This is a genomic window from Streptomyces sp. NPDC087263 (assembly GCF_044744645.1).
Lineage (GTDB): Bacteria > Actinomycetota > Actinomycetes > Streptomycetales > Streptomycetaceae > Streptomyces.
The window spans coordinates 288,378-308,569 of the sequence record NZ_JBIUYT010000011.1 but is presented as its reverse complement, the minus strand read 5'-3'; the positions used below and the strand labels follow the sequence as shown (position 1 = coordinate 308,569).

General features: G+C 69.9%; 15 protein-coding genes and 1 rRNA gene. 9 read left to right on the top strand and 7 right to left on the bottom strand.

The window, feature by feature from the left end; genetic code table 11:
* Window positions 1–92 (top strand): 5S ribosomal RNA (rrf, locus tag ACIPC1_RS32600); the annotation flags it as partial.
* A 121-nt stretch (window positions 93–213) separates the two neighbouring features.
* On the opposite strand, the gene ACIPC1_RS32595 is transcribed toward rrf, so the two are convergent.
* Genes ACIPC1_RS32595 through ACIPC1_RS32575 form a run of 5 tightly spaced genes read right to left on the bottom strand, consistent with a single transcriptional unit; the run spans window position 214 to window position 5,884 of the window.
* Window positions 214–1,524: a DUF58 domain-containing protein gene (locus ACIPC1_RS32595; protein WP_402523511.1), complete on the bottom strand. Its 1,311-nt coding sequence runs from the start codon at window positions 1,522–1,524 to the stop codon at window positions 214–216.
* Complete coding sequence (locus tag ACIPC1_RS32590) at window positions 1,524–2,513, bottom strand: AAA family ATPase (RefSeq protein ID WP_402523558.1); 990 nt, start codon at window positions 2,511–2,513, stop codon at window positions 1,524–1,526. The genes ACIPC1_RS32595 and ACIPC1_RS32590 overlap by 1 nt, the downstream gene beginning before the upstream one ends.
* On the bottom strand, window positions 2,513–3,721 hold the full coding sequence (locus ACIPC1_RS32585) for a DUF4350 domain-containing protein (protein WP_402523508.1): 1,209 nt from the start codon (window positions 3,719–3,721) through the stop codon (window positions 2,513–2,515). The genes ACIPC1_RS32590 and ACIPC1_RS32585 overlap by 1 nt, the downstream gene beginning before the upstream one ends.
* Entirely contained in the window at window positions 3,718–4,503 is a 786-nt protein-coding gene (locus ACIPC1_RS32580) for a DUF4129 domain-containing protein (RefSeq protein ID WP_402523506.1), read from the bottom strand. The genes ACIPC1_RS32585 and ACIPC1_RS32580 overlap by 4 nt, the downstream gene beginning before the upstream one ends.
* A 4-nt stretch (window positions 4,504–4,507) precedes the next feature.
* A complete protein-coding gene (locus ACIPC1_RS32575) occupies window positions 4,508–5,884 on the bottom strand; it encodes a hypothetical protein (protein WP_402523504.1) in 1,377 nt (458 codons plus the stop codon).
* Between the two features lie 140 nt (window positions 5,885–6,024).
* Here ACIPC1_RS32575 and mtnA point away from each other — a divergent pair, with 140 nt between their 5' ends.
* The 7 genes from mtnA (at window position 6,025) to ACIPC1_RS32540 (ending at window position 15,054) form a co-directional block, all read left to right on the top strand.
* Window positions 6,025–7,170 carry an S-methyl-5-thioribose-1-phosphate isomerase gene (gene mtnA, locus ACIPC1_RS32570; RefSeq protein WP_402523502.1) on the top strand — a complete coding sequence of 382 codons (1,146 nt, stop codon included), beginning with the start codon at window positions 6,025–6,027 and terminating at the stop codon, window positions 7,168–7,170.
* Window positions 7,171–7,178: 8 nt separating this feature from the next.
* Window positions 7,179–7,868, top strand: coding sequence for a two-component system response regulator MtrA (gene mtrA / locus ACIPC1_RS32565; RefSeq protein ID WP_199820881.1), 690 nt, complete (start codon window positions 7,179–7,181; stop codon window positions 7,866–7,868).
* 1 nt (window position 7,869) lies between these two features.
* The gene (gene mtrB, locus ACIPC1_RS32560) at window positions 7,870–9,963 is read left to right on the top strand and encodes an MtrAB system histidine kinase MtrB (protein ID WP_402523498.1); all 2,094 of its coding nucleotides are present in this window, start codon (window positions 7,870–7,872) and stop codon (window positions 9,961–9,963) included.
* Window positions 9,953–11,797, top strand: coding sequence for an LpqB family beta-propeller domain-containing protein (locus ACIPC1_RS32555; RefSeq protein ID WP_402523496.1), 1,845 nt, complete (start codon window positions 9,953–9,955; stop codon window positions 11,795–11,797). Before mtrB ends, ACIPC1_RS32555 begins: the two co-directional genes overlap by 11 nt.
* 282 nt (window positions 11,798–12,079) lie before the next feature.
* The gene (locus ACIPC1_RS32550) at window positions 12,080–13,093 is read left to right on the top strand and encodes a ComF family protein (RefSeq protein ID WP_402523494.1); all 1,014 of its coding nucleotides are present in this window, start codon (window positions 12,080–12,082) and stop codon (window positions 13,091–13,093) included.
* 316 nt (window positions 13,094–13,409) lie between these two features.
* Window positions 13,410–14,102, top strand: coding sequence for a ribosome hibernation-promoting factor, HPF/YfiA family (gene hpf, locus ACIPC1_RS32545; protein ID WP_402523491.1), 693 nt, complete (start codon window positions 13,410–13,412; stop codon window positions 14,100–14,102).
* Window positions 14,103–14,307: 205 nt separating this feature from the next.
* Window positions 14,308–15,054, top strand: a complete 747-nt coding sequence (locus ACIPC1_RS32540; protein ID WP_384393188.1) for a response regulator — start codon at window positions 14,308–14,310, stop codon at window positions 15,052–15,054.
* Between the two features lie 71 nt (window positions 15,055–15,125).
* On the opposite strand, the gene ACIPC1_RS32535 is transcribed toward ACIPC1_RS32540, so the two are convergent.
* Both ACIPC1_RS32535 and ACIPC1_RS32530 read right to left on the bottom strand, forming a co-directional pair.
* Window positions 15,126–16,316 (bottom strand): winged helix-turn-helix domain-containing protein, encoded by a 1,191-nt coding sequence (locus ACIPC1_RS32535; RefSeq protein WP_402523489.1) that lies wholly within the window; start codon window positions 16,314–16,316, stop codon window positions 15,126–15,128.
* Between the two features lie 184 nt (window positions 16,317–16,500).
* A complete protein-coding gene (locus ACIPC1_RS32530) occupies window positions 16,501–17,091 on the bottom strand; it encodes a GNAT family N-acetyltransferase (RefSeq protein ID WP_402523487.1) in 591 nt (196 codons plus the stop codon).
* Window positions 17,092–17,335: 244 nt separating this feature from the next.
* Here ACIPC1_RS32530 and secA point away from each other — a divergent pair, with 244 nt between their 5' ends.
* The gene (secA, locus tag ACIPC1_RS32525; protein ID WP_402523484.1) at window positions 17,336–20,149 is read left to right on the top strand and encodes a preprotein translocase subunit SecA; all 2,814 of its coding nucleotides are present in this window, start codon (window positions 17,336–17,338) and stop codon (window positions 20,147–20,149) included.
* Window positions 20,150–20,192 lie beyond the last annotated feature (43 nt).

The window sequence follows — 20,192 nt, the reverse complement described above, 5'->3', positions numbered from 1 at the left end:
CGCCCGGTTACATTCCGAACCCGGAAGCTAAGCCTCACAGCGCCGATGGTACTGCAGGGGGGACCCTGTGGGAGAGTAGGACGCCGCCGAACTATTTTTGGAGAAAACCCCCGTACCGGGAAACGGTACGGGGGTTTTCTGCGTTCAGAGGCTTTGTGTGCTTGAAAGGGGGGTCTCTTGGAAAAGAGACCCCCCTTCTTCTTTTGTGCTTGCCTATAGTCGGCCGGCGGCCTTCAGTGCCAGATACGCATCCGCGAGGGCCGGTGCGAGGTTCTCCGGAGTCGCGTCGACGACGGTGACACCGTGGCGTTGGAGCTTTTCGGCGGTCCGATGGCGTTCTGTCTGGGCCTGGGCCGCGGCTGCCGCCTCGTACACCGCTTCGGTGTTGCCGCGGGACGCTGCCATGCGGGCGATGTGCGGGTCCGCCACTGACGCCAGGAGAACAGTGTGGCGTTGCGTCAGGCTGGAGAGCACCGGGAGCAGGCCTTCCTCAATGGGGGCCGTGTCCAGGCTCGTCAGCAGCACGATCAGGGAGCGGCGTGGGGCCGTACGGAGTGCTGTGGCGGTGAGGCCGCGCGCGTCCAGCTCGACGAGTTCCGGTTCCAGCGGCGCCATTGCGTTGACCAGGGAGGGGAGGAGTTCGCCTGCCGCCCGGCCCTGGACAAGGGCGCGTACTCGGCGGTCGTACGCGAGGAGGTCTACGCGGTCGCCGGCTCGGGAGGCCAGGGCTGCGAGGAGTAGGGCCGCATCCATGGAGGCATCGAGGCGTGGGGCGTCGTCGACGCGGCCTGCTGAGGTGCGGCCCGTGTCGAGGACGAGAAGGATGCGGCGGTCGCGTTCGGGGCGCCAGGTGCGTACGGCGACTGTGGTGCGGCGGGCTGTGGCGCGCCAGTCGATGGAACGGGTGTCGTCGCCGGGGACGTACTCGCGGAGGCTGTCGAATTCCGTGCCCTCGCCGCGGGTCAGCACGCTGGTGCGGCCGTCGAGTTCGCGGAGCCGGGCCAGCCTGGAGGGGAGGTGCTTGCGGCTGGTGAAGGGCGGCAGGACTCGTACTGTCCAGGGAATCCTGTGGTTGCCCTGGCGGGAGAAGAGGCCGAGTGGGCCGTAGGAGCGGATGGTGACGCGGTCGGACTGGCGGTCGCCGCGGCGGGTGGGGCGTAGGCGGGTGGTCAGGCGTCGGCGTTCGCCGGCCGGGATCGTCAGGCGGTGGCGGGAAGCGGCGACTTCGGTGCCGGACTCCCAGCTGCTTGGCGGCCAGGCGTCGCGGAGCCGGGCGCGGAGGGGGCGGCCGGAGGGGTTGGTGACGGTCAGGGTGACGTCGGCGGTTTCGCCGAGGCGTACCGAGGTGTCGCCGGAGCGGGTCAGGCCGAGGCGGCGTACAGGTGCTGCCAGTGCGGCGTCGCAGGCGCAGGCCAGGGCCAGCGGGCCGTTGACGGCGAGGATGCCTGTCCAGCTCGGCTCCCAGATGCCGATGGGGAGTGTGCCCAGGGCTGCCAGGAGGGCAGCGCGTCCGGTGAGCGGCATCAGCGGGGGACGGGGACGTGGGTGAGGATCGCGGTGATGACGGAGTCGGCGGTGACGCCCTCCATCTCGGCCTCGGGACGGAGTTGGACCCGGTGGCGGAGCGTGGGGAGGGCGAGGGCCTTTACGTCGTCAGGGATGACGTAGTCGCGGCCGGTCAGCCAGGCCCAGGCTCGGGCCGTGGCGAGGAGGGCCGTCGCGCCGCGCGGGGAGACGCCGAGGGCGAGGGACGGTGATTCGCGGGTGGCGCGGCAGATGTCCACTACGTAGCCGGTGATTTCGGGCGAGACCGAGGTCTTCGCGACTGCGGCCCGGGCGGCTTCCAGGTCTGCGGGGCCCGCTACGGGGCGTACGCCGGCGGCGCGCAGGTCACGCGGGTTGAAGCCCTCGGCGTGGCGGGTGAGGACGCTGATCTCGTCCTGCCGAGACGGCAGAGGGATCGTCAGTTTGAGCAGGAAGCGGTCCAGTTGGGCTTCGGGCAGGGGGTACGTGCCCTCGTACTCGACCGGGTTCTGGGTCGCGGCGACCAGGAACGGATCGGGGAGCGGGCGTGCGGTGCCGTCGACCGTGACCTGGCGTTCCTCCATGGCTTCGAGGAGGGAGGCCTGGGTCTTGGGCGGGGTGCGGTTGATCTCGTCGGCGAGCAGGAGGTTGGTGAAGACCGGGCCCGGCTGGAAGGAGAACTCCGCGGTGCGGGCGTCGTAGACGAGGGAGCCGGTGATGTCGCTCGGCATCAGGTCGGGGGTGAACTGGACGCGTTTGGTGTCGAGTTCCAGTGCCGATGCGAGGGCGCGTACGAGCAGCGTTTTCGCGACTCCGGGGACTCCTTCGAGGAGGACGTGTCCGCGGCAGAGCAGGGCGACGACGAGACCGGTCACGGCGGGGTCCTGGCCGACCACGGCTTTTGCGATTTCGGCGCGCAGGGCTTCCAAGGAGGCGCGGGCGGTGCCCTGGTCCCCGGTGTTCCCGGCGTTGTCAGTGGTCGGGTCCATCATGAATGGCGTACCTCTCTTTCGAGGGCGTCGAGTTGGTCGGCGAGGGAGATGAGGGCCGCGTCGTCGTGGGGTGACGGCCCGAAGAGGAGGGAGTGCAGGGCCTGTCCGTCGCGTTGGCCGCGGAGTTGGGCGGACAGGGCGGGGAGCAAGGACTCGGGCGCGTGCGCCTGGGTGACGGGGACGCCTACGAGGGGGGCGAGGCGGGTGCGGGTGGTGGAGCGCAGGGCGGTGGCCGCGCGGTCGCGGGCGTTGGCCTTGCGGTAGAGACGGGCGCGGCCTTCGACGGTTTCGGAGGCGCGGATCGCTACGGGGAGGCGTTCGGGTACGAGGGGGCCCAGTCGGCGTGCCCTCCAGAAGGCGGCGAGGCCTGCCGCGATGAAGAGCTGCAGCGTGCCCCAGAGCCAGCCCGAGGGCAGTAGGTCGAAGAAGCCCTGGTCGCCCGCTTCGGTGGCCGAGGGATCGGAGAGCGAGGGGAGGTACCAGACCAAGTGGGGACGGGAACCAAGCAGTTGGAGCGCGAGCGAGGCGTTGCCGTGCTTGTCGAGGCGGGAGTTGTAGAGGATGTCGGGGGCGCCGAGTACGACGGTGTCGCCGTCCCCCTTGAGGGCCGGGATGCGCAGCAGGGTAGGCAGGCCTTCGCTGAGGTAGCAGGCGTCGGCGATGGGATCGGTGGTGGTGTAGCGGATACCGCCCGTGTCGGCGGTGCCCGCGCGCTTGGCGGCGGGCAGGTCACACCTTGGGGAGAGCTTCGAGTCGAAGCTGGTCACGGGGTCGGCGGTGACTGCCGGGGCGAGGATGCCCAGGGAGGGCGACGTCGGGGAGATCAGGATCGTGCGGCCGCCGGAGTTCTCGGCCGCCGTACGGAGGAGGGTCTGCTGTCGGTCGGTCAGCAGGTCCGGGGCGGCGATCAGGAGGGTGGTGTCGGGGCCGGCTGCGGCGCGAGCCCCGTCCAGGGTGCTGACCACGCGGGTGGAGACGCCCTCGTCGGCGAGGAGTTCGGCGACGGCTCGGCTGCCGGAGGGGTCGGCGGAGCGGGGGTCGAGCTGGCCGTGCTGGGCGTTGGAGCGGACGGCGGCGATCGCGATGGCGGCCGCGAGGAGGATCACGACCGCGAGGACTACTCCGCGGGCGCGCGTCCACCGCTGGCGGGCCGTGGGCGAGACCGAGGTCGGGGTCGAGGTCGACTGGAAGGTGGCCTCGGTCATTGGGCGGCCCCCTGGCGGGCGTTGTGGGCCGGGCTCTGGGGGCTGCTGCTCGTGAGTACGGGTTTGGTGTGCTCCAGGTCGCGGTCGAGCTCGGTGAGGCGGTGGTATGTGCGCGGGTTCGCGGTTCGTCCGCCGTACGTCACGTCGTCGAAGTCCCGTGCCGCGGCGCGCAGTCGGTCCGCGTGGGAGGGCAGGGTGCGGGCAGCCTCGGCGGCTGCCTCGTCCGCGGTGCGGCCGGGGCGTGGATCGAGCAGGGCGCGCTCTTCCAGAGACCGGACCATGGCGCGCATGCGCTCCTGGACGGCTTGGTTCCAGTGGCCCTGGGCGGCGTGTGCTTTTGCCGAGGCGCGGTGTTCGGCGGCGCTGCGGGGGCGGTCGTCGAAGAGTGCCGGGGCCGATGTGGGGGCGCGGTGCGGGGTGCCCAGGCGCCACCACAGTGCGGCCAGGACCGCCAGCACGGCCAGCACGATGACGACAAGCCCAAGCGTCCCCCCGGGAGCCACGGTCGAGGCGGCGCCGAACAGCTTGTCGACCCAGTCCCAGAAGGCGTCCAGGGCGCGCTGGGCCAGGCTGGGATCGTTCTCGTGGTACATCGGCTTGGACAGCTCGCGTTCGGCCGCCTCCCGCGCGGGGTCGCGTGGGATCGTCACCGGCGGTTCGTCGCCGGTGAGCGGACGTGCCAGGACGGCTGTGACGCCGTTGCGCGGTAGTGCCACGACGCCTGTGATGCCATTGCGCGGTAGTGCCAGTACCGCTGTGAGAACTCCCCCCGCCAGGCTCACCCCATCAGCTCCCCGGAGTGGTGCCGGGGGCGGCGGAGCCGTAGTCCTGGACGCCGGCGGCGCGGGCCAGGTCGAGGTCGAGGGCCTCGCGTCGGATGCGCTGGTCGATGTAGAGGAGCACCGTGACTCCGGCGGTGACGGGGAAGGTGAGCGTGGATCCGATCACCGAGCCGATCCCGCTGATGACGAGGAACGTCCAGCCGAGGGAGCCGCTGTCGCTGTCGAGGAAGCCGGTGATGCCGTCGCCGCTCAGCGCCGCGGCGAGGAAGGTGAACGGGATGACGATGATCGAGGCCATGATGTTGGCGATGATCGTGGCAAGCAGCTGGATGCCGAAAACGCGCCACCAGGAACCGCGCACGAGCTTCGCGGAGCGGCTCATCGACTTGAAGACGCTCTGCTTCTCCAGCATCAGGGCGGGCGAGGCGAGCGAGAAGCGGGTCATCAGCCAGACGGCTACAACGCTCGCGCCGAGTCCGCCGATGACGGCGAGCGCGATGCCCGCGTCACCCGAGACGGCCACCCCGACGATCACTCCGGGCAGGATGCCGACCGCGACGATCGCGGCGGCGATCAGCGGCAGCAGGATGGTCAGGCCGAACAGCTTCGGAAGCTGAGGACGGGCATCCCGCCAGGCCTCAGGGGTGGTCACCGGCTTGCCGAGCACGGCGCGGCTGGTCACGGTCGTGAGCAGGGCCGTGGCGACGATGGTGCCGAGCAGGGTGATGAGCAGGACGGCACCGGAACCCAGCAGGGTGCTCCCGAGGGCGCTGCCCACCTCACTGACGGTGGCGGTCGAGTCGTTGAGGGTGTCCGTGGTGGAGCTGTCGTCCAGGACGAAGCCCTGGAACAGGACGATCGCGATCTCGGTGACCACCGCGACGGTCAGCGAGATGCCGAGGACGGTGCGCCAGTATGTGCGCATCGTGGAGACCGCGCCGTCGAGGATCTCGCCGACGCCGAGCGGACGGAGCGGGATCACGCCGGGTTTGGCCGCGGGCGGCGGGCCACCCCAGTTGCCTCCCCAGCCGCCGGGACCCCCGGGGCCGCCGTAGCCGGGGCCGCCCCAGCCGCCGCCCCCCTGACCGCCGTAGCCACCCTGGGCTCCGTAGCCGCCCGGGCCGCCGGGGTACTGGCCGCCCCAGCCCGGGCCGGGCGGAGGTGGTGGCGGGGTTTGGCCGGGAACAGCGTCCTGGGGGCCGGGGGCGGACCACTGGCCGGGCGGGGGCTGCTCTTTGGACCACTGCGAAGGGGCGTCCGGCTGGTCTGTGCTGCCCTGGTCCGCGGGCTGCTCCGTGGGCTGCACGGCGCCGGAGGTGTCCGGCCCCTGCCCGTCGGAGGGGGCAGATCCGGGCGAGGCCCAGCCCGGAGTGTCGTTCATCGTCGCTCCTTCACGGTGCCCGTCCGCGGGCGCGGCGGCAGGTTGGCAGCCATCGTGCCACGGTGTGCGCGGCTGGGGACCGGCGGTCGTATGAGCTGTACACCTTCAATTGTCTGCCGGGTACGGGGCAGACTGGGCGGATGGCTGATCAGTACGCGCAATCCCGCCAGGACAGCGGGCCGACGGAGATACCCGCGATCCGCTGGGACGAGCCACCCGAAGGCCCCGTACTTGTCCTCCTCGACCAGACGAGACTGCCGGCCGAGGAAGTCGAGCTGGTGTGCACGGACGCGCCCGCGCTGGTGGAGGCGATCCGCACGCTCGCCGTGCGCGGGGCGCCGCTGCTCGGTATCGCCGGGGCGTACGGCGTCGCGCTCGCCGCCGTACGCGGCTTCGACGTGGACGATGCCGCCCGCGCGCTGGCCGGGGCCCGGCCGACCGCGGTGAACCTCGCTGTCGGCGTACGCAGGGCGCAGGCGGCATACCGGGCCGCGCTCTCCGGCGGTGGTGATCCGGAGCGGGCGGCCGGGGCGGCGCTCACTGAGGCGCGTGCGCTGCACCGGGAAGACGCCGAGGCCAGCGCGCGGATGGCCGTGCACGGGCTGGCGCTGCTCGACGAGTTGCTGCCGGGCGGCGGGCACCGGATTCTGACGCACTGCAACACCGGGGCGCTGGTGTCCGGTGGGGAGGGCACGGCGTTCGCGGTGGCCCTCGCGGCGCACCGGGCGGGGCAGCTGCGCAGGCTGTGGGTGGACGAAACGCGGCCTTTGCTGCAAGGTGCTCGCCTGACGGCGTACGAAGCGGCGCGCAACGGAATGGCGTACACCTTGCTCACGGACAATGCGGCGGGCTCGCTGTTCTCGGCGGGCGAGGTGGACGCGGTACTGATCGGCGCCGACCGGATCGCGGCCGACGGTTCGGTGGCGAACAAGGTGGGGAGCTATCCGCTCGCGGTGCTGGCCCGTTACCACCACGTGCCGTTCATCGTGGTGGCGCCGCTGACGACGGTGGACCTGGGCACCCCGAACGGGGCATCCATCGAGGTCGAGCAGCGCCCCGGTCATGAAGTGACGGAGATCACAGCACCGCAGGTGCCGGTGGCAGGAGTGGAAGCGGGAGGCGGGATACCGGTGGCACCCCTGGGGACCCAGGCGTACAACCCGGCGTTCGATGTGACGCCGCCCGAGTTGGTGACGGCGATCGTGACCGAAGAGGGCGCTGTGTCGCCCGTGACAGCTGAGGCGCTTGCCGAGCTGTGTGACAGGTCACGCCAGGTAACGATTTAGTTAATGGGATGATGTCGTTTATGAAGGGACGAGTCCTTGTCGTCGATGACGACACCGCACTGGCCGAGATGCTCGGCATTGTGTTGCGTGGTGAAGGTTTTGAGCCGTCTTTCGTAGCCGACGGCGACAAGGCGCTGGCCGCTTTCCGTGAGAGCAAGCCCGATCTGGTGCTCCTGGACCTGATGCTTCCCGGCCGGGACGGTATCGAGGTGTGCCGCCTGATCAGGGCGGAGTCCGGGGTGCCGATCGTGATGCTCACGGCGAAGAGCGACACCGTCGATGTCGTGGTGGGCCTCGAGTCGGGCGCGGACGACTACATCGTGAAGCCGTTCAAGCCGAAGGAGCTGGTCGCGCGGATCAGGGCGCGGCTGCGCCGTTCCGAGGAACCGGCGCCGGAGCAGCTGGCCATAGGTGACCTCGTCATCGACGTGGCCGGTCACTCTGTGAAGCGGGACGGGCTGTCCATCGCGCTGACGCCGCTGGAGTTCGACCTGCTGGTGGCGCTCGCCCGTAAGCCGTGGCAGGTGTTCACCCGAGAGGTGCTCCTCGAGCAGGTGTGGGGATACCGGCACGCCGCCGACACCCGCCTGGTCAACGTCCATGTCCAGCGGCTGCGCTCCAAGGTCGAGAAGGACCCGGAGCGGCCGGAGATCGTGGTGACCGTCCGTGGCGTCGGTTACAAGGCCGGACCGAGCTGACATGTCCCGGGACAGTGCCGCTTCGGCGCCCGGTGAGCCGGGGGTCCGTTCGGGGCGGCCCGTCGGCCAGAAAGTGACGGGCTCCCCGGGCTCCCGCTGGATGCAGTTCGTCGAGGGCGGGCTGCTTCAGGGCGGAGTCCAGGGCAGCCCGGTCCTTCGGCTGTTCATGCGCTGGGTGCGCCGTCCGCTGCTGCCGGTGATACGGCTGTGGCGGCGCAACATCCAGCTCAAGATCGTCGTCACCACGCTGCTGATGTCCCTCGGCGTGGTGCTGCTGCTCGGCTTCGTCGTCATCGGGCAGGTGCGCAACGGCCTGCTGGACGCCAAGGTGAAGGCGTCGCAGAGCCAGGCCACCGGCGGATTCTCGGTGGCCAAGCAGAACGCGGACTCGGCGGCGACGGCGAACGGCGCCGACACGTCGAGCCCGGACGGCCGCCCCGCCAAGAACGTCAGCCAGTGGATGAGCGACCTCGTGGTGTCCCTCTCCAGCGGCGGCCAGGGCGCCTTCGACGTCGTGACGCTCAGCTCCACCGCGGCCGGTGACGGCGGCGGCGGACTCGGGCCGCGCTCCTCCGGGAACGTCGACCCGACGCTGAGTGTGCCGGAGGACCTGCGCGCCCGTGTCGAGGGCAGCACGGTGGCGGCCCAGAGCTACACACGGGTCGTCTACAAGGACGCCAAGGATCCGCAGCCGGCGCTGGTCATCGGCAAAGAGGTCAACGACCCCAACAACGACACGTACCAGCTCTACTACCTCTTCCCGCTGACCCAGGAGGAGAAGTCGCTGAGCCTGGTCAAGGGGACGCTCGCGACGGCGGGGCTGTTCGTCGTGGTGCTCCTTGGGGCCATCGCCTGGCTCGTGGTGCGCCAGGTCGTCACGCCCGTACGGATGGCGGCGGGCATCGCCGAACGGCTGTCCGCCGGGCGCCTCCAGGAACGTATGAAGGTCACCGGCGAGGACGACATCGCGCGGCTCGGCGAGGCCTTCAACAAGATGGCGCAGAACCTGCAGCTGAAGATCCAGCAGCTGGAGGAACTGTCGCGGATGCAGCGGCGGTTTGTCTCCGACGTTTCGCACGAGCTGCGTACGCCGCTGACGACCGTCCGGATGGCGGCCGACGTCATCCACGACGCGCGCGTGGACTTCGATCCGATGACCGCGCGGTCGGCCGAGTTGCTCGCCGACCAACTGGACCGTTTCGAGACGCTGCTCGCGGACCTGCTGGAGATCAGCCGCTTCGACGCGGGCGCGGCCGCGCTGGAGGCCGAGCCCATAGACCTCCGTGTGGTCGTACGACGGGTGCTCAGCGGGGCCGAGCCGCTCGCCGAGCGCAAGGGCACCCGGATACGCGTTCTCGGTGACCAGCAGCCGGTGATCGCCGAGGCGGATGCCCGGCGGGTGGAGCGGGTGCTGCGCAATCTCGTCGTCAACGCCGTGGAGCACGGCGAGGGCAAGGATGTGCTGGTCAAGCTGGCCGCGGCGGGCGGGGCGGTCGCGGTCGCGGTACGCGACTACGGGGTGGGCCTCAAGCCCGGCGAGGCGACCCGGGTCTTCAGCCGCTTCTGGCGGGCGGATCCGGCACGCGCGCGTACGACGGGCGGAACGGGACTCGGGCTGTCCATCGCCCTGGAGGACGCGCGGCTGCACGGCGGCTGGCTGCAGGCGTGGGGCGAGCCGGGCGGCGGTTCGCAGTTCCGGCTCACGCTGCCCCGGACGGCGGACGAACCGCTGCGGGGGTCGCCCATACCGCTGGAGCCCAAGGACTCGCGGCGAAATCGTGGACTTAATGAGGCCGGTCTGCCGCCCGGTGGCGGTGGCAAGCTCGCGACGGTGCCGGTGCAGCAGCCCGTCGGCGGGAGTACGCCGCCTCGGACGACCATGGGTCCGCGACTGCCCGCGGTGTCGCCCACGGCCGACCCGACGGCGCTGCCGGGCAACGGCGCGCGCGTGGTGCCGCGGCCCACCGGGGCCGCACGACGGCCGGACGACACACCTGCCGCGGACGGCGAGCGGGCCGGACAGGAACGCGGGGCAGCCGACGGAGAGTCGCAGGGGCTCGGACAAGGGCAAGGGGAGGCATTTCGTGGGCGCTGACCGCGAGCGAAGCGGCGGTCGACGGCGTCCGGTGCGGGTGGCCGCGTATGTCGGCTGCGGTGCGCTGCTGCTGGCCGGATGCGCCTCGATGCCGGACAGCGGGGACCTGCGTGACGTCGAGTCCACGCCACGTGCGGACTCCCAGGTCCGGGTCTTCGCGATGCCACCACGGGAGGACGCCCAGCCCGCGGAGATCGTGCGGGGCTTCCTGGAGGCGCTGACCAGCGACGACCCGGAGTACGCGACGGCGCGCCTGTATCTGTCCGCGAGCGCCCACAAGACGTGGGACCCCTACGAGTCCACGAACGTCCTCGCGGACGGACCCAACACCGAGGTGGTGCAGTCGGGGGCCAGAGAGGGCGCCAACGACGATTTCCTGTACCAGTTGAGCGGCAATAGGGTCGCCACGGTGGACACGCAGCACGCGTACGCGCCGGAGTCCGGCTCGTACTCCGAGGCCGTGCATCTCACTCAGCAGCCGGACAAGCAGTGGCGCATCGACCGCCTGCCCCAGGGTGTGGTGATGGGCAAGTCCGACTTCGAGCGCAACTACGACTCCGTCAACAAGTACTACTTCGCTTCCAACGGGTCCTCAGGGACCGACGGACAGCTCGTGACCGTCGCCGACCCGGTCTACGTACGCGGGGAGGTGGACCCGATGACGGAGATGGTCCGCACCCTCCTCCAGGGGCCCACCAGTTGGCTGGACCCGGTGGTGACGTCGAGTTTCCCCTCCGGTACGGCGCTCAAGAAGGGCGTCAAGTCCCTGTCGCCCGATGACCGCAACAGGGTGACGGTTCCGCTGAACAGCAAGGCCGACCAGGTCGGACAGGCCCAGTGCACCAGGATGGCGACCCAGCTTCTCTTCACACTGCAGGACCTGACGCCCACAGGTGTGGACGAGGTCGAGCTGCAGAAGTCGGACGGTTCGCAGCTGTGTGTGCTGACCGAGGGCCGGGCGGAGAGCGTCGCCTCGCACGGCACCGGACAGCCTCCCGAGTACCAGTACTTCATCGACGGCAAGCAGCGCCTCGTACGGATGCCCAGCGGCAACGGGGACAAGCAGCCCGAGCCGGTGCCCGGTGCGCTGGGCGAGGGCGAGACGAAGTTGCGGTCGGCCGCCGTGTCGCGGGACGAGGACATCGCTGCCGGGGTCTCGACCGACGGGAGTTCGCTGTACGTCGGGTCGCTGGTGTCGGGCAGTTCGCTCGGCGAGGCGGTGCTGCACAGCGCGGGCAGGACTCCGGACGACCGGCTGACGACGCCGAGTTGGGACGGGCGGAGTGACCTGTGGGTGGCCGACCGCGATCCGGAGAACCCCCGGCTGCTCCTGCTGGAGAAGGGCGCGGGCGAACCGCTGGTGGTCTCGGCGCCGGGCCTTGACGGGCGCATCGAGGCGGTACGGGTCTCCGCCGACGGGGTGCGGATCGCGCTGATCATCGAGAAGGACGGCAAGAGCTCGCTGCAGATCGGCCGTATCGAGCGCGACACCGAGTCCGCCGAACGCCCCGTCGTCTCCATCCTCGAACTGCGTGCCGCGGCACCGCAGCTGGAGGATGTCACGGCCATGTCGTGGGCCGGGGACAGCCGTCTGGTGGTGGTCGGGCGCGAGGAGGGCGGCGTCCAGCAGATGGCGTACGTCCAGGTCGACGGCTCCACTCCGGTCGGTACGGCTCCCTCAGCGCTGACGGGCGTGAAGGAGATCGCCGCGTCCGAGGACGAGCGGCTGCCGTTGGTGGCGCACTCGGAGGAGGACGGGATCGTGCGGCTGTCGTCCGGGGAGCAGTGGCAGACGGTGGTCAAGGACGGGACGGCGCCGGTCTATCCCGGGTAGCGCGCCGGTCTGCGGGTGACGCCGGGCGGGGTCGAGAGGGGCACGGGCGACGGGGTCGACCGGGCTGTCCGAGGGCTGCGTGGGTTGTCCACAGGGAGTTATCCACAGGGGTGGCCGGTCTGCCCGTGCCTTGGCACAGTGGTGGGCATGCGGGGGTGGTGGCAGGACCTCACGGATCTGGTGCTGCCGGCCGAGTGCGGAGGCTGCGGGAGGCCTCGCACGGTGCTCTGCCCTGAGTGCCGTGCCGCTCTGACAGGGGCCGCACCGAGCCGGGTGCGACCGGTGCCGGAGCCGGCCGGGCTGCCTGTGGTGCACGCGGCGGCTCCCTACGAGGACGAGGTGCGGGCGGCGCTCCTCGCCCACAAGGAACGGGGTGCGCTGCCGCTCGCGGGCCCCCTCGGCGCGGCGCTGGCCGGGGCTGTGCGGGCAGGACTGGGGTACGCGCGCCTCCCTGTGCCGGACGGGCGGCTCATGGCCGTGGAGGGGCAGCTGAGAGCCGGGAACGGGCTGCTGTGGACCGAGGGGCGGTCGGGAGTGGGGGGTGGGTTGCCGGGGACTGTGGACGGCTGGTCGGGGGCGAGTGGATCGCGAGTGGGGCAGGGGGGTCGGGTCGGGGTTCCGGACGGTGGTCCGGGAGGCGGTGGTGGGCAGCCGTTGTCGGGGCGGGAGCGGGCAGGTCCGGGAGATCCCGGGGGAGCCGGACGTGGGGCCGTGCTGCTTGTTCCTGTGCCGTCCTCGCGGTGGGCGGTGCGGGCGCGTGGTCATGATCCGGCGCGGCGGATCGCGCTCGCCGCGGCGGGTGAGCTGCGGCGCACGGGGACGCCGGCCCGGGTGCTTGCGGTGCTGCGGCAGCGGCGGGCCGTGGCCGACCAGTCGGGGCTCAACTCCCGGCAGCGGCTGGACAATCTCGCGGGTGCCCTGGAGGTGGCTGCCGGGGGTGAACGGCTGTTGGCGGCCGGCAGCAGCATCGTGCTGGTGGACGACCTGATGACGACGGGCGCCTCGTTGACGGAGGCGGCACGGGCCGTACGGGCGGCGGTGGCGGACATCGGTGACGCCGACGCCTACGGGGCGGCGGTAGGGGAACGGAGGGCGTCGGCTCGGGCAATGTCGGCGGAGAGGGCGGCCGGGCCACCGGTGGGCCAGGGAATCGCGGGTAGGTGCCAGGCCGGAGGTGCGACGGGTATGGGCGGAGCGGGAGCCATGGCGAGGACGGGTGCGGGCGGCTCGGGAGTCATGATCTGCGCGGCCGTGGTCGCGGCACCTCCGGACTCGTTCGAAATAAACCGGAACTGACTGGAAACTTGCATCGTTGCAGGTAATGAGTCGGCCAATTCACCTGAACGGAGGTACGCCGCAGTAGAGGGTGACGTCATCCGTCCGGGCGAGATATGTTCGGTTGTGAGGCAATGGCGCGGGCCGTACCTCGCTTATCCGAATGCCGTGCCGCGGGTTTTCTGCAATCACCCGCCTCGGTTGGGGTGTAGATCTTGCCCATGGGGGAGGAGGAGGTGAAAGTCACCGAGTCCGAGGTTCCGGGACTCACCGGAGCCTGGTGCAAAAGGGAGATGCTCCGCCAGTGGAGCGGAGCTATCCGGGAACGGAGTTCTGCGTGGACATCGTCGTCAAGGGCCGCAAGACCGAGGTGCCCGAGAGGTTCCGCAAGCACGTGGCCGAGAAGCTGAAACTGGAGAAGATCCAGAAGCTCGATGGCAAGGTGATCAGCCTCGACGTCGAGGTGTCCAAGGAGCCCAACCCCCGGCAGGCCGACCGTTGTGACCGAGTGGAGATCACGCTTCGCTCCCGCGGACCGGTGATCCGGGCGGAGGCGTCGGCGAGCGATCCGTATGCGGCACTCGACCTGGCGGCGGACAAACTCGAAGCCCGGCTGCGCAAGCAGCACGACAAGCGCTACACCCGCCGTGGCACCGGCAGGATCTCGGCCGCCGAGGTCGCCGACCGCGTCCCGGACGCCGCGACGCTGAACGGCGACGGCAGCATCGTCCACGACGAGGAGCCCGACCGCGTGCCGACCAAGAAGGTCGGCCCTCTCGAGGTCATGGGCGAAGGCCCCCTCGTCGTCCGCGAGAAGTCCCACGTGGCCGCACCGATGTCGCTGGACCAGGCTCTCTACGAGATGGAACTGGTCGGGCACGACTTCTATCTGTTCGTCGACTCCGAGACCAAGGAACCGAGTGTCGTCTACCGGCGGCACGCGTACGACTACGGCGTGATCCACCTCAACACGGACCCGATGGTCGCCCGAGCCGGGTCGTCCGCGCCCGGCGGAGCGCTCGGCGGCTGATCCACCCCGGTGACAGTTGGGCCGGTGCCCCTGGAGCGCTCATGCGCCCCCAGGGGCACCGGTGTGCGACCTCTCGCGCCCCGCTCTGTCACCGCATTGGCGTCCGGGCATGGAATCATGGCCGCACCGGCCCAACCCGTGGGCCGCTGCCTTGGGTTGGCGATGGCACAGAAACACAGGGCCACGGCCTTCAGGGGGAGGAACGATGGCGGACAGCTTCGGACCGATGCGTGACGGGGATGCCGACGACGGCGTCACCGGCATGGGCCCGGACGCGGGGTCTCCACGAAAGGAGCCCATCCGGGTCCTGGTGGTGGACGACCACGCCCTCTTCCGCCGCGGTCTGGAGATCGTGCTCGCGGCCGAGGAGGACATCCAGGTCGTCGGTGAGGCGGGTGACGGGGCCGAGGCGGTCGACAAAGCGGCCGACCTGCTGCCCGACATCGTGCTGATGGACGTACGCATGCCGAAACGGGGCGGTATCGAGGCATGCACCTCCATCAAGGAGGTGGCCCCCAGCGCGAAGATCATCATGCTGACGATCAGCGACGAGGAGGCCGATCTCTACGACGCGATCAAGGCGGGCGCGACCGGTTATCTCCTCAAGGAGATTTCCACGGACGAAGTGGCCACGGCCATTCGCGCGGTCGCCGACGGGCAGTCGCAGATCAGCCCCTCCATGGCGTCGAAACTGCTCACCGAGTTCAAGTCGATGATCCAGCGCACCGACGAGCGACGACTGGTGCCTGCGCCGCGGCTGACGGAGCGCGAGCTGGAGGTTCTCAAGCTCGTCGCCACCGGGATGAACAACCGGGATATCGCCAAGGAGTTGTTCATCTCCGAGAACACGGTGAAGAACCACGTGCGCAACATCCTGGAGAAGCTGCAACTGCACTCCAGGATGGAGGCCGTGGTGTACGCGATGCGGGAGAAGATCCTCGAGATTCGCTAGTCACTCGGGTGAGGTCGGGTGAGATCGGGTGAGATTCGGGTCGGTTGGGCGGTCGCGTGTGCGTCGGCTGGTCACGCGAGGGCGTGGGACAGCTCTCTGGTGAGCGGGGCGCGCAGCTCCGGAGCGTCCACCCGTTCCACCCGTACGTCCGTGCAGTCCACCCAGCTCGCGGCCTCCACCAGGGCCTGGGCCACCGCGGGGACTGCCTTGGGGCCGTCCAGGGTGACCTGCTTGGCGACCAGGGTGCGGCCCTCGCGGGCGGGGTCCACGCGGCCGACCAGGTGGCCGCCGGCGAGGACCGGCATCGCGAAGTAGCCGTACACCCGCTTCGGCTTGGGGGTGTACGCCTCCAGGCGGTGGGTGAAGCCGAAGATCCGCTCCGTGCGGGCCCGTTCCCAGATGAGAGAGTCGAACGGCGACAGCAGTGTCGTACGGTGGCGGCCGCGCGGGGGCGACTCCAGGGCCGCCGGGTCCGCCCACGCGGGCTTGCCCCAGCCCTCCACCGTCACCGGGACCAGGCCCGATTCCGCGATCACGGCGTCGACCTGCTCGCCCCTGAGGCGGTGGTAGTCGGCGATGTCCGCGCGCGTGCCGACGCCCAGGGACTGGCCCGCGAGGCGGACGAGGCGCCGCACGCACTCCGCGTCGTCCAGCTCGTCATGGAGCAGCGTGCCGGGGACGGCGCGCTCGGCGAGGTCGTACACCCGCTTCCAGCCGCGGCGTTCGGTGCACACCACCTCGCCGTACATCAGCGCGCGCTCCACGGCGACCTTGGTGCCCGACCAGTCCCACCACTCGCTGGTCTTCTTCGCGCCGCCCAGATCCGTGGCCGTGAGGGGGCCTTCGGCGCGGAGCTGCTTGATGACCTGGTCGTAGGTGCCGTCCGGCAGGTCGTGGTTCCAGTGCGGGCGGGCGCGGTAGGCGCGGCGGCGGAAGGCGAAGTGGGGCCACTCCTCGACGGGGAGGATGCAGGCCGCGTGGGACCAGTACTCGAAGGCGTGGGGTGCGCCGTCGGAACCCGGTGTCCAGTACGCCGCGTCCACCGTCTTGCGGCCCACCGCGCCAAGGCGGGCGTACGGGATGAGTTCGTGGGAGCGGGCGAGGACGGAGATCGTGTCGAGTTGGACCGCGCCGAGGTGCCGCAGGACTCCGCGTACGCCGGCTCTGCGGTCGGGGGCGCCCAGGAAACCCTGTGCCCGTAGGGCGATTCGGCGGGCTTCGTCTGTGGAGAGTTCGGTGGTGGGGGGCGGGAGGGTGGTCATGTCCTCACGGTAGGCGGTGCCACTGACAGTGAGGGGTGGCCGTGGTGCCGGCTGGGGTGGGCGCCCGCTTCATGGTGCCCGGCGTGGGGGCTGGGGTTGGGGGTTTTCGCCCCCTTCGCCCCTACCCGGCCCGTACCTGGGGGCTGCCGCCCCAGACCCCGCGTCGGCCTGAACGGCCTCGTCCTCAAACGCCGGACGGGCTGGAGGGTGTCGGCGTCGGCAAGTACGGCGCTGTCGAGGGGAGGCCCAGGTCCGAGGGGAGCAGGGAGGCCACCCAGCAGTCTCGGCGTACGCCCTTGTTGTTGATGGCGGAGCGGAGGGTGCCTTCGAGGGTGAAGCCGGCGTGTTCGGCGACGGCGCGGGAGGCTGTGTTGCCGACCTGGGCGCGCCATTCGACGCGGTCGAGGGAGATGTCGGTGAAGGCCCAGCGGGAGGCGGCGAGCGCGGCCTCGGTGATGTAGCCGTTGCCGCGGTGTTCCTTCTTCGCCCAGAAGCCGATCTCGCCGACACCCAGGGACCGCATCGTGATGGCGAGCATGCCCACCAGCTCCCCGGAGGGGAGGAAGACACCGAAGGTGAACATGGAGCCGTCAGCCCAGCCGTCGGGCACCATCTGGTCCGTGAAGCCCTCTGCGTGCTCGCGGAGATAGGGCGACGGGATCGTGGTCCAGCGCTGGATGTCGGGGTCCTGGACGGCGTCGTACACGGCGTCCGTATCGAGCGGGCCGACGGTGCGCAGCAGAAGACGGTCCGTGGTCAGGGTGACGGGGTCCATCGGCCGATTCTGCTCGGGCGGGCGCGAGGGCGCCATTCCTTTGCTGAGAGTGAGTCCGCGATTACTTTTCGCGACGCGAACGCGGCACCTTCCGCAACCCCTGGCCGTTGTCCTAGTGGCTCTCACGAGCAGGCCTCCCGGTGCGGTGGGGTCCTCGCTTACGATGGCCGTTGCTCAAGCTGCTAATTGAATCTGTCATTGCAACCGACCGTCCCAGGCCCGACCGGCAAGGAGACATAGCCCAGTGTCCGTCCTCTCAAAGATCATGCGTGCAGGCGAAGGCAAGATCCTGCGCAAACTGCACCGCATCGCGGACCAGGTCACCTCCATCGAAGAGGACTTCGTCGACCTCTCCGACGCCGAGCTGCGGGCCCTCACCGATGAGTACCAGCAGCGGTACGCCGACGGGGAGAGCCTCGACGACCTGCTGCCCGAGGCCTTCGCGACCGTCCGTGAGGCTGCCAAGCGCGTCCTTGGCCAGCGTCACTATGACGTGCAGATGATGGGTGGCGCCGCGCTCCACCTCGGCTATGTCGCGGAGATGAAGACCGGTGAGGGCAAGACCCTGGTCGGCACGCTGCCCGCGTATCTGAACGCGCTCACCGGAGACGGCGTTCACTTCATCACGGTCAACGACTACCTGGCCGAGCGCGACTCCGAAATGATGGGTCGCGTCCACAAGTTCCTGGGTCTGAGTGTCGGCTGCATCCTCGCCAACATGACGCCGGCCCAGCGCCGCGAGCAGTACGCGTGCGACATCACCTACGGCACGAACAACGAGTTCGGCTTCGACTACCTGCGCGACAACATGGCGTGGTCGCAGGACGAACTGGTGCAGCGGGGCCACAACTTCGCGATCGTCGACGAGGTCGACTCCATCCTCGTCGACGAGGCCCGTACGCCGTTGATCATCTCCGGCCCCGCCGACCAGGCCACCAAGTGGTACGGCGACTTCGCCAAGCTGGTCACGCGGCTGAAGAGGGGCGAAGCGGGCAACACTCTCAAGGGCATCGAGGAGACCGGGGACTACGAGGTCGACGAGAAGAAGCGCACCGTCGCCATCCACGAATCCGGCGTCGCCAAGGTCGAGGACTGGCTGGGTATCGACAACCTGTACGAGTCGGTGAACACCCCGCTCGTCGGCTACCTGAACAACGGCATCAAGGCCAAGGAACTCTTCAAGAAGGACAAGGACTACGTCGTCATCGACGGCGAAGTCATGATCGTCGACGAGCACACCGGCCGTATCCTCGCCGGCCGCCGCTACAACGAGGGCATGCACCAGGCGATCGAGGCGAAGGAAGGGGTGGACATCAAGGACGAGAACCAGACGCTCGCCACGATCACCCTGCAGAACTTCTTCCGCCTCTACGACAAGCTCTCCGGCATGACCGGTACGGCGATGACCGAGGCCGCCGAGTTCCACCAGATCTACAAGCTCGGCGTCGTCCCGATCCCGACCAACAGGCCCATGGTCCGCAAGGACCAGTCGGACCTGATCTACCGCACCGAGGTCGCCAAGTTCGACGCGGTGGTCGACGACATCGCCGAGAAGCACGAGAAGGGCCAGCCGATCCTCGTCGGTACGACGTCGGTCGAGAAGTCCGAGTACCTCTCGCAGCAGCTCTCCAAGCGCGGCATCCAGCACGAAGTGCTGAACGCGAAGCAGCACGACCGCGAGGCGCCGATCATCGCCCAGGCCGGCCGCAAGGGCGCTGTCACCGTGGCCACGAACATGGCCGGCCGTGGTACGGACATCAAGCTCGGCGGCAACCCCGACGATCTCGCCGAGGCGGAGCTGCGCCAGCGCGGCCTCGACCCCGAGGAGCACATCGAGGAGTGGGCCGCGGCGCTCCCTGCCGCCCTGGAGAGGGCCGCGAAGGCGGTGGAGGCCGAGTTCGAGGAGGTCAAGGACCTCGGCGGGCTGTACGTGCTGGGCACCGAGCGGCACGAGTCGCGGCGTATCGACAACCAGCTGCGCGGTCGTAGCGGCCGTCAGGGCGACCCGGGCGAGTCCCGCTTCTACCTGTCGCTGGGTGACGATCTGATGCGCCTCTTCAAGGCCGCGATGGTCGAGCGGGTCATGTCGATGGCGAACGTTCCCGACGACGTACCGATCGAGAACAAGATGGTCACGCGCGCGATCGCGTCCGCCCAGTCGCAGGTCGAGCAGCAGAACTTCGAGACCCGTAAGAACGTTCTGAAGTACGACGAGGTGCTCAACCGGCAGCGCGAGGTCATCTACGGCGAGCGCCGCCGCGTCCTGGAGGGCGAGGACCTGCAGGAGCAGATCCAGCACTTCACGGACGACACGATCGACGCGTACATCGAGGCCGAGACCGCCGAGGGCTTCGCCGAGGAGTGGGACGTCGACCGGTTGTGGGGTGCCTTCAAGCAGCTCTACCCGGTGAAGGTGACCGTCGAGGAGCTGGAGGAGGCCGCCGGTGACCGTGCCGGTCTGACCGCCGACTTCATCTCCGAGTCCATCAAGGACGACGTCCACGAGCAGTACGCGGCCCGTGAGGAGCAGCTCGGCTCGGAGATCATGCGTGAGCTGGAGCGCCGGGTCGTGCTGTCGGTCCTCGACCGCAAGTGGCGTGAGCACCTCTACGAGATGGACTACCTCCAGGAGGGCATCGGCCTGCGCGCCATGGCGCAGAAGGACCCCCTGGTCGAGTACCAGCGCGAGGGCTTCGACATGTTCACCGCCATGATGGACGGCATCAAGGAGGAGTCCGTCGGCTATCTGTTCAACCTGGAGGTCCAGGTCGAGCAGCAGGTCGAGGAGGTTCCGGTCGCGGACTCCGCGCCTTCGCTGGACAAGAAGTCGGACACCGTCCCCGCGGGTGCGCGTCCCGAGATCCGCGCCAAGGGGCTCGACGCCCCGCAGCGGCCGGACAGGCTGCACTTCTCCGCGCCCACCGTGGACGGCGAGGGCGGCATCATCGAGGGCGACTTCGCCAGCGACGACGACGAGCCCGTGCGCTCCGAGTCGGACGGCCTCACGCGCGCGGAGCGCCGTAAGCAGCAGAAGGGCGCGCGTCGCCGCAAGAAGTGACCGTTTCCTTCAGCGGTTCAGCGGTTCAGTAGTCGGCTGAGGG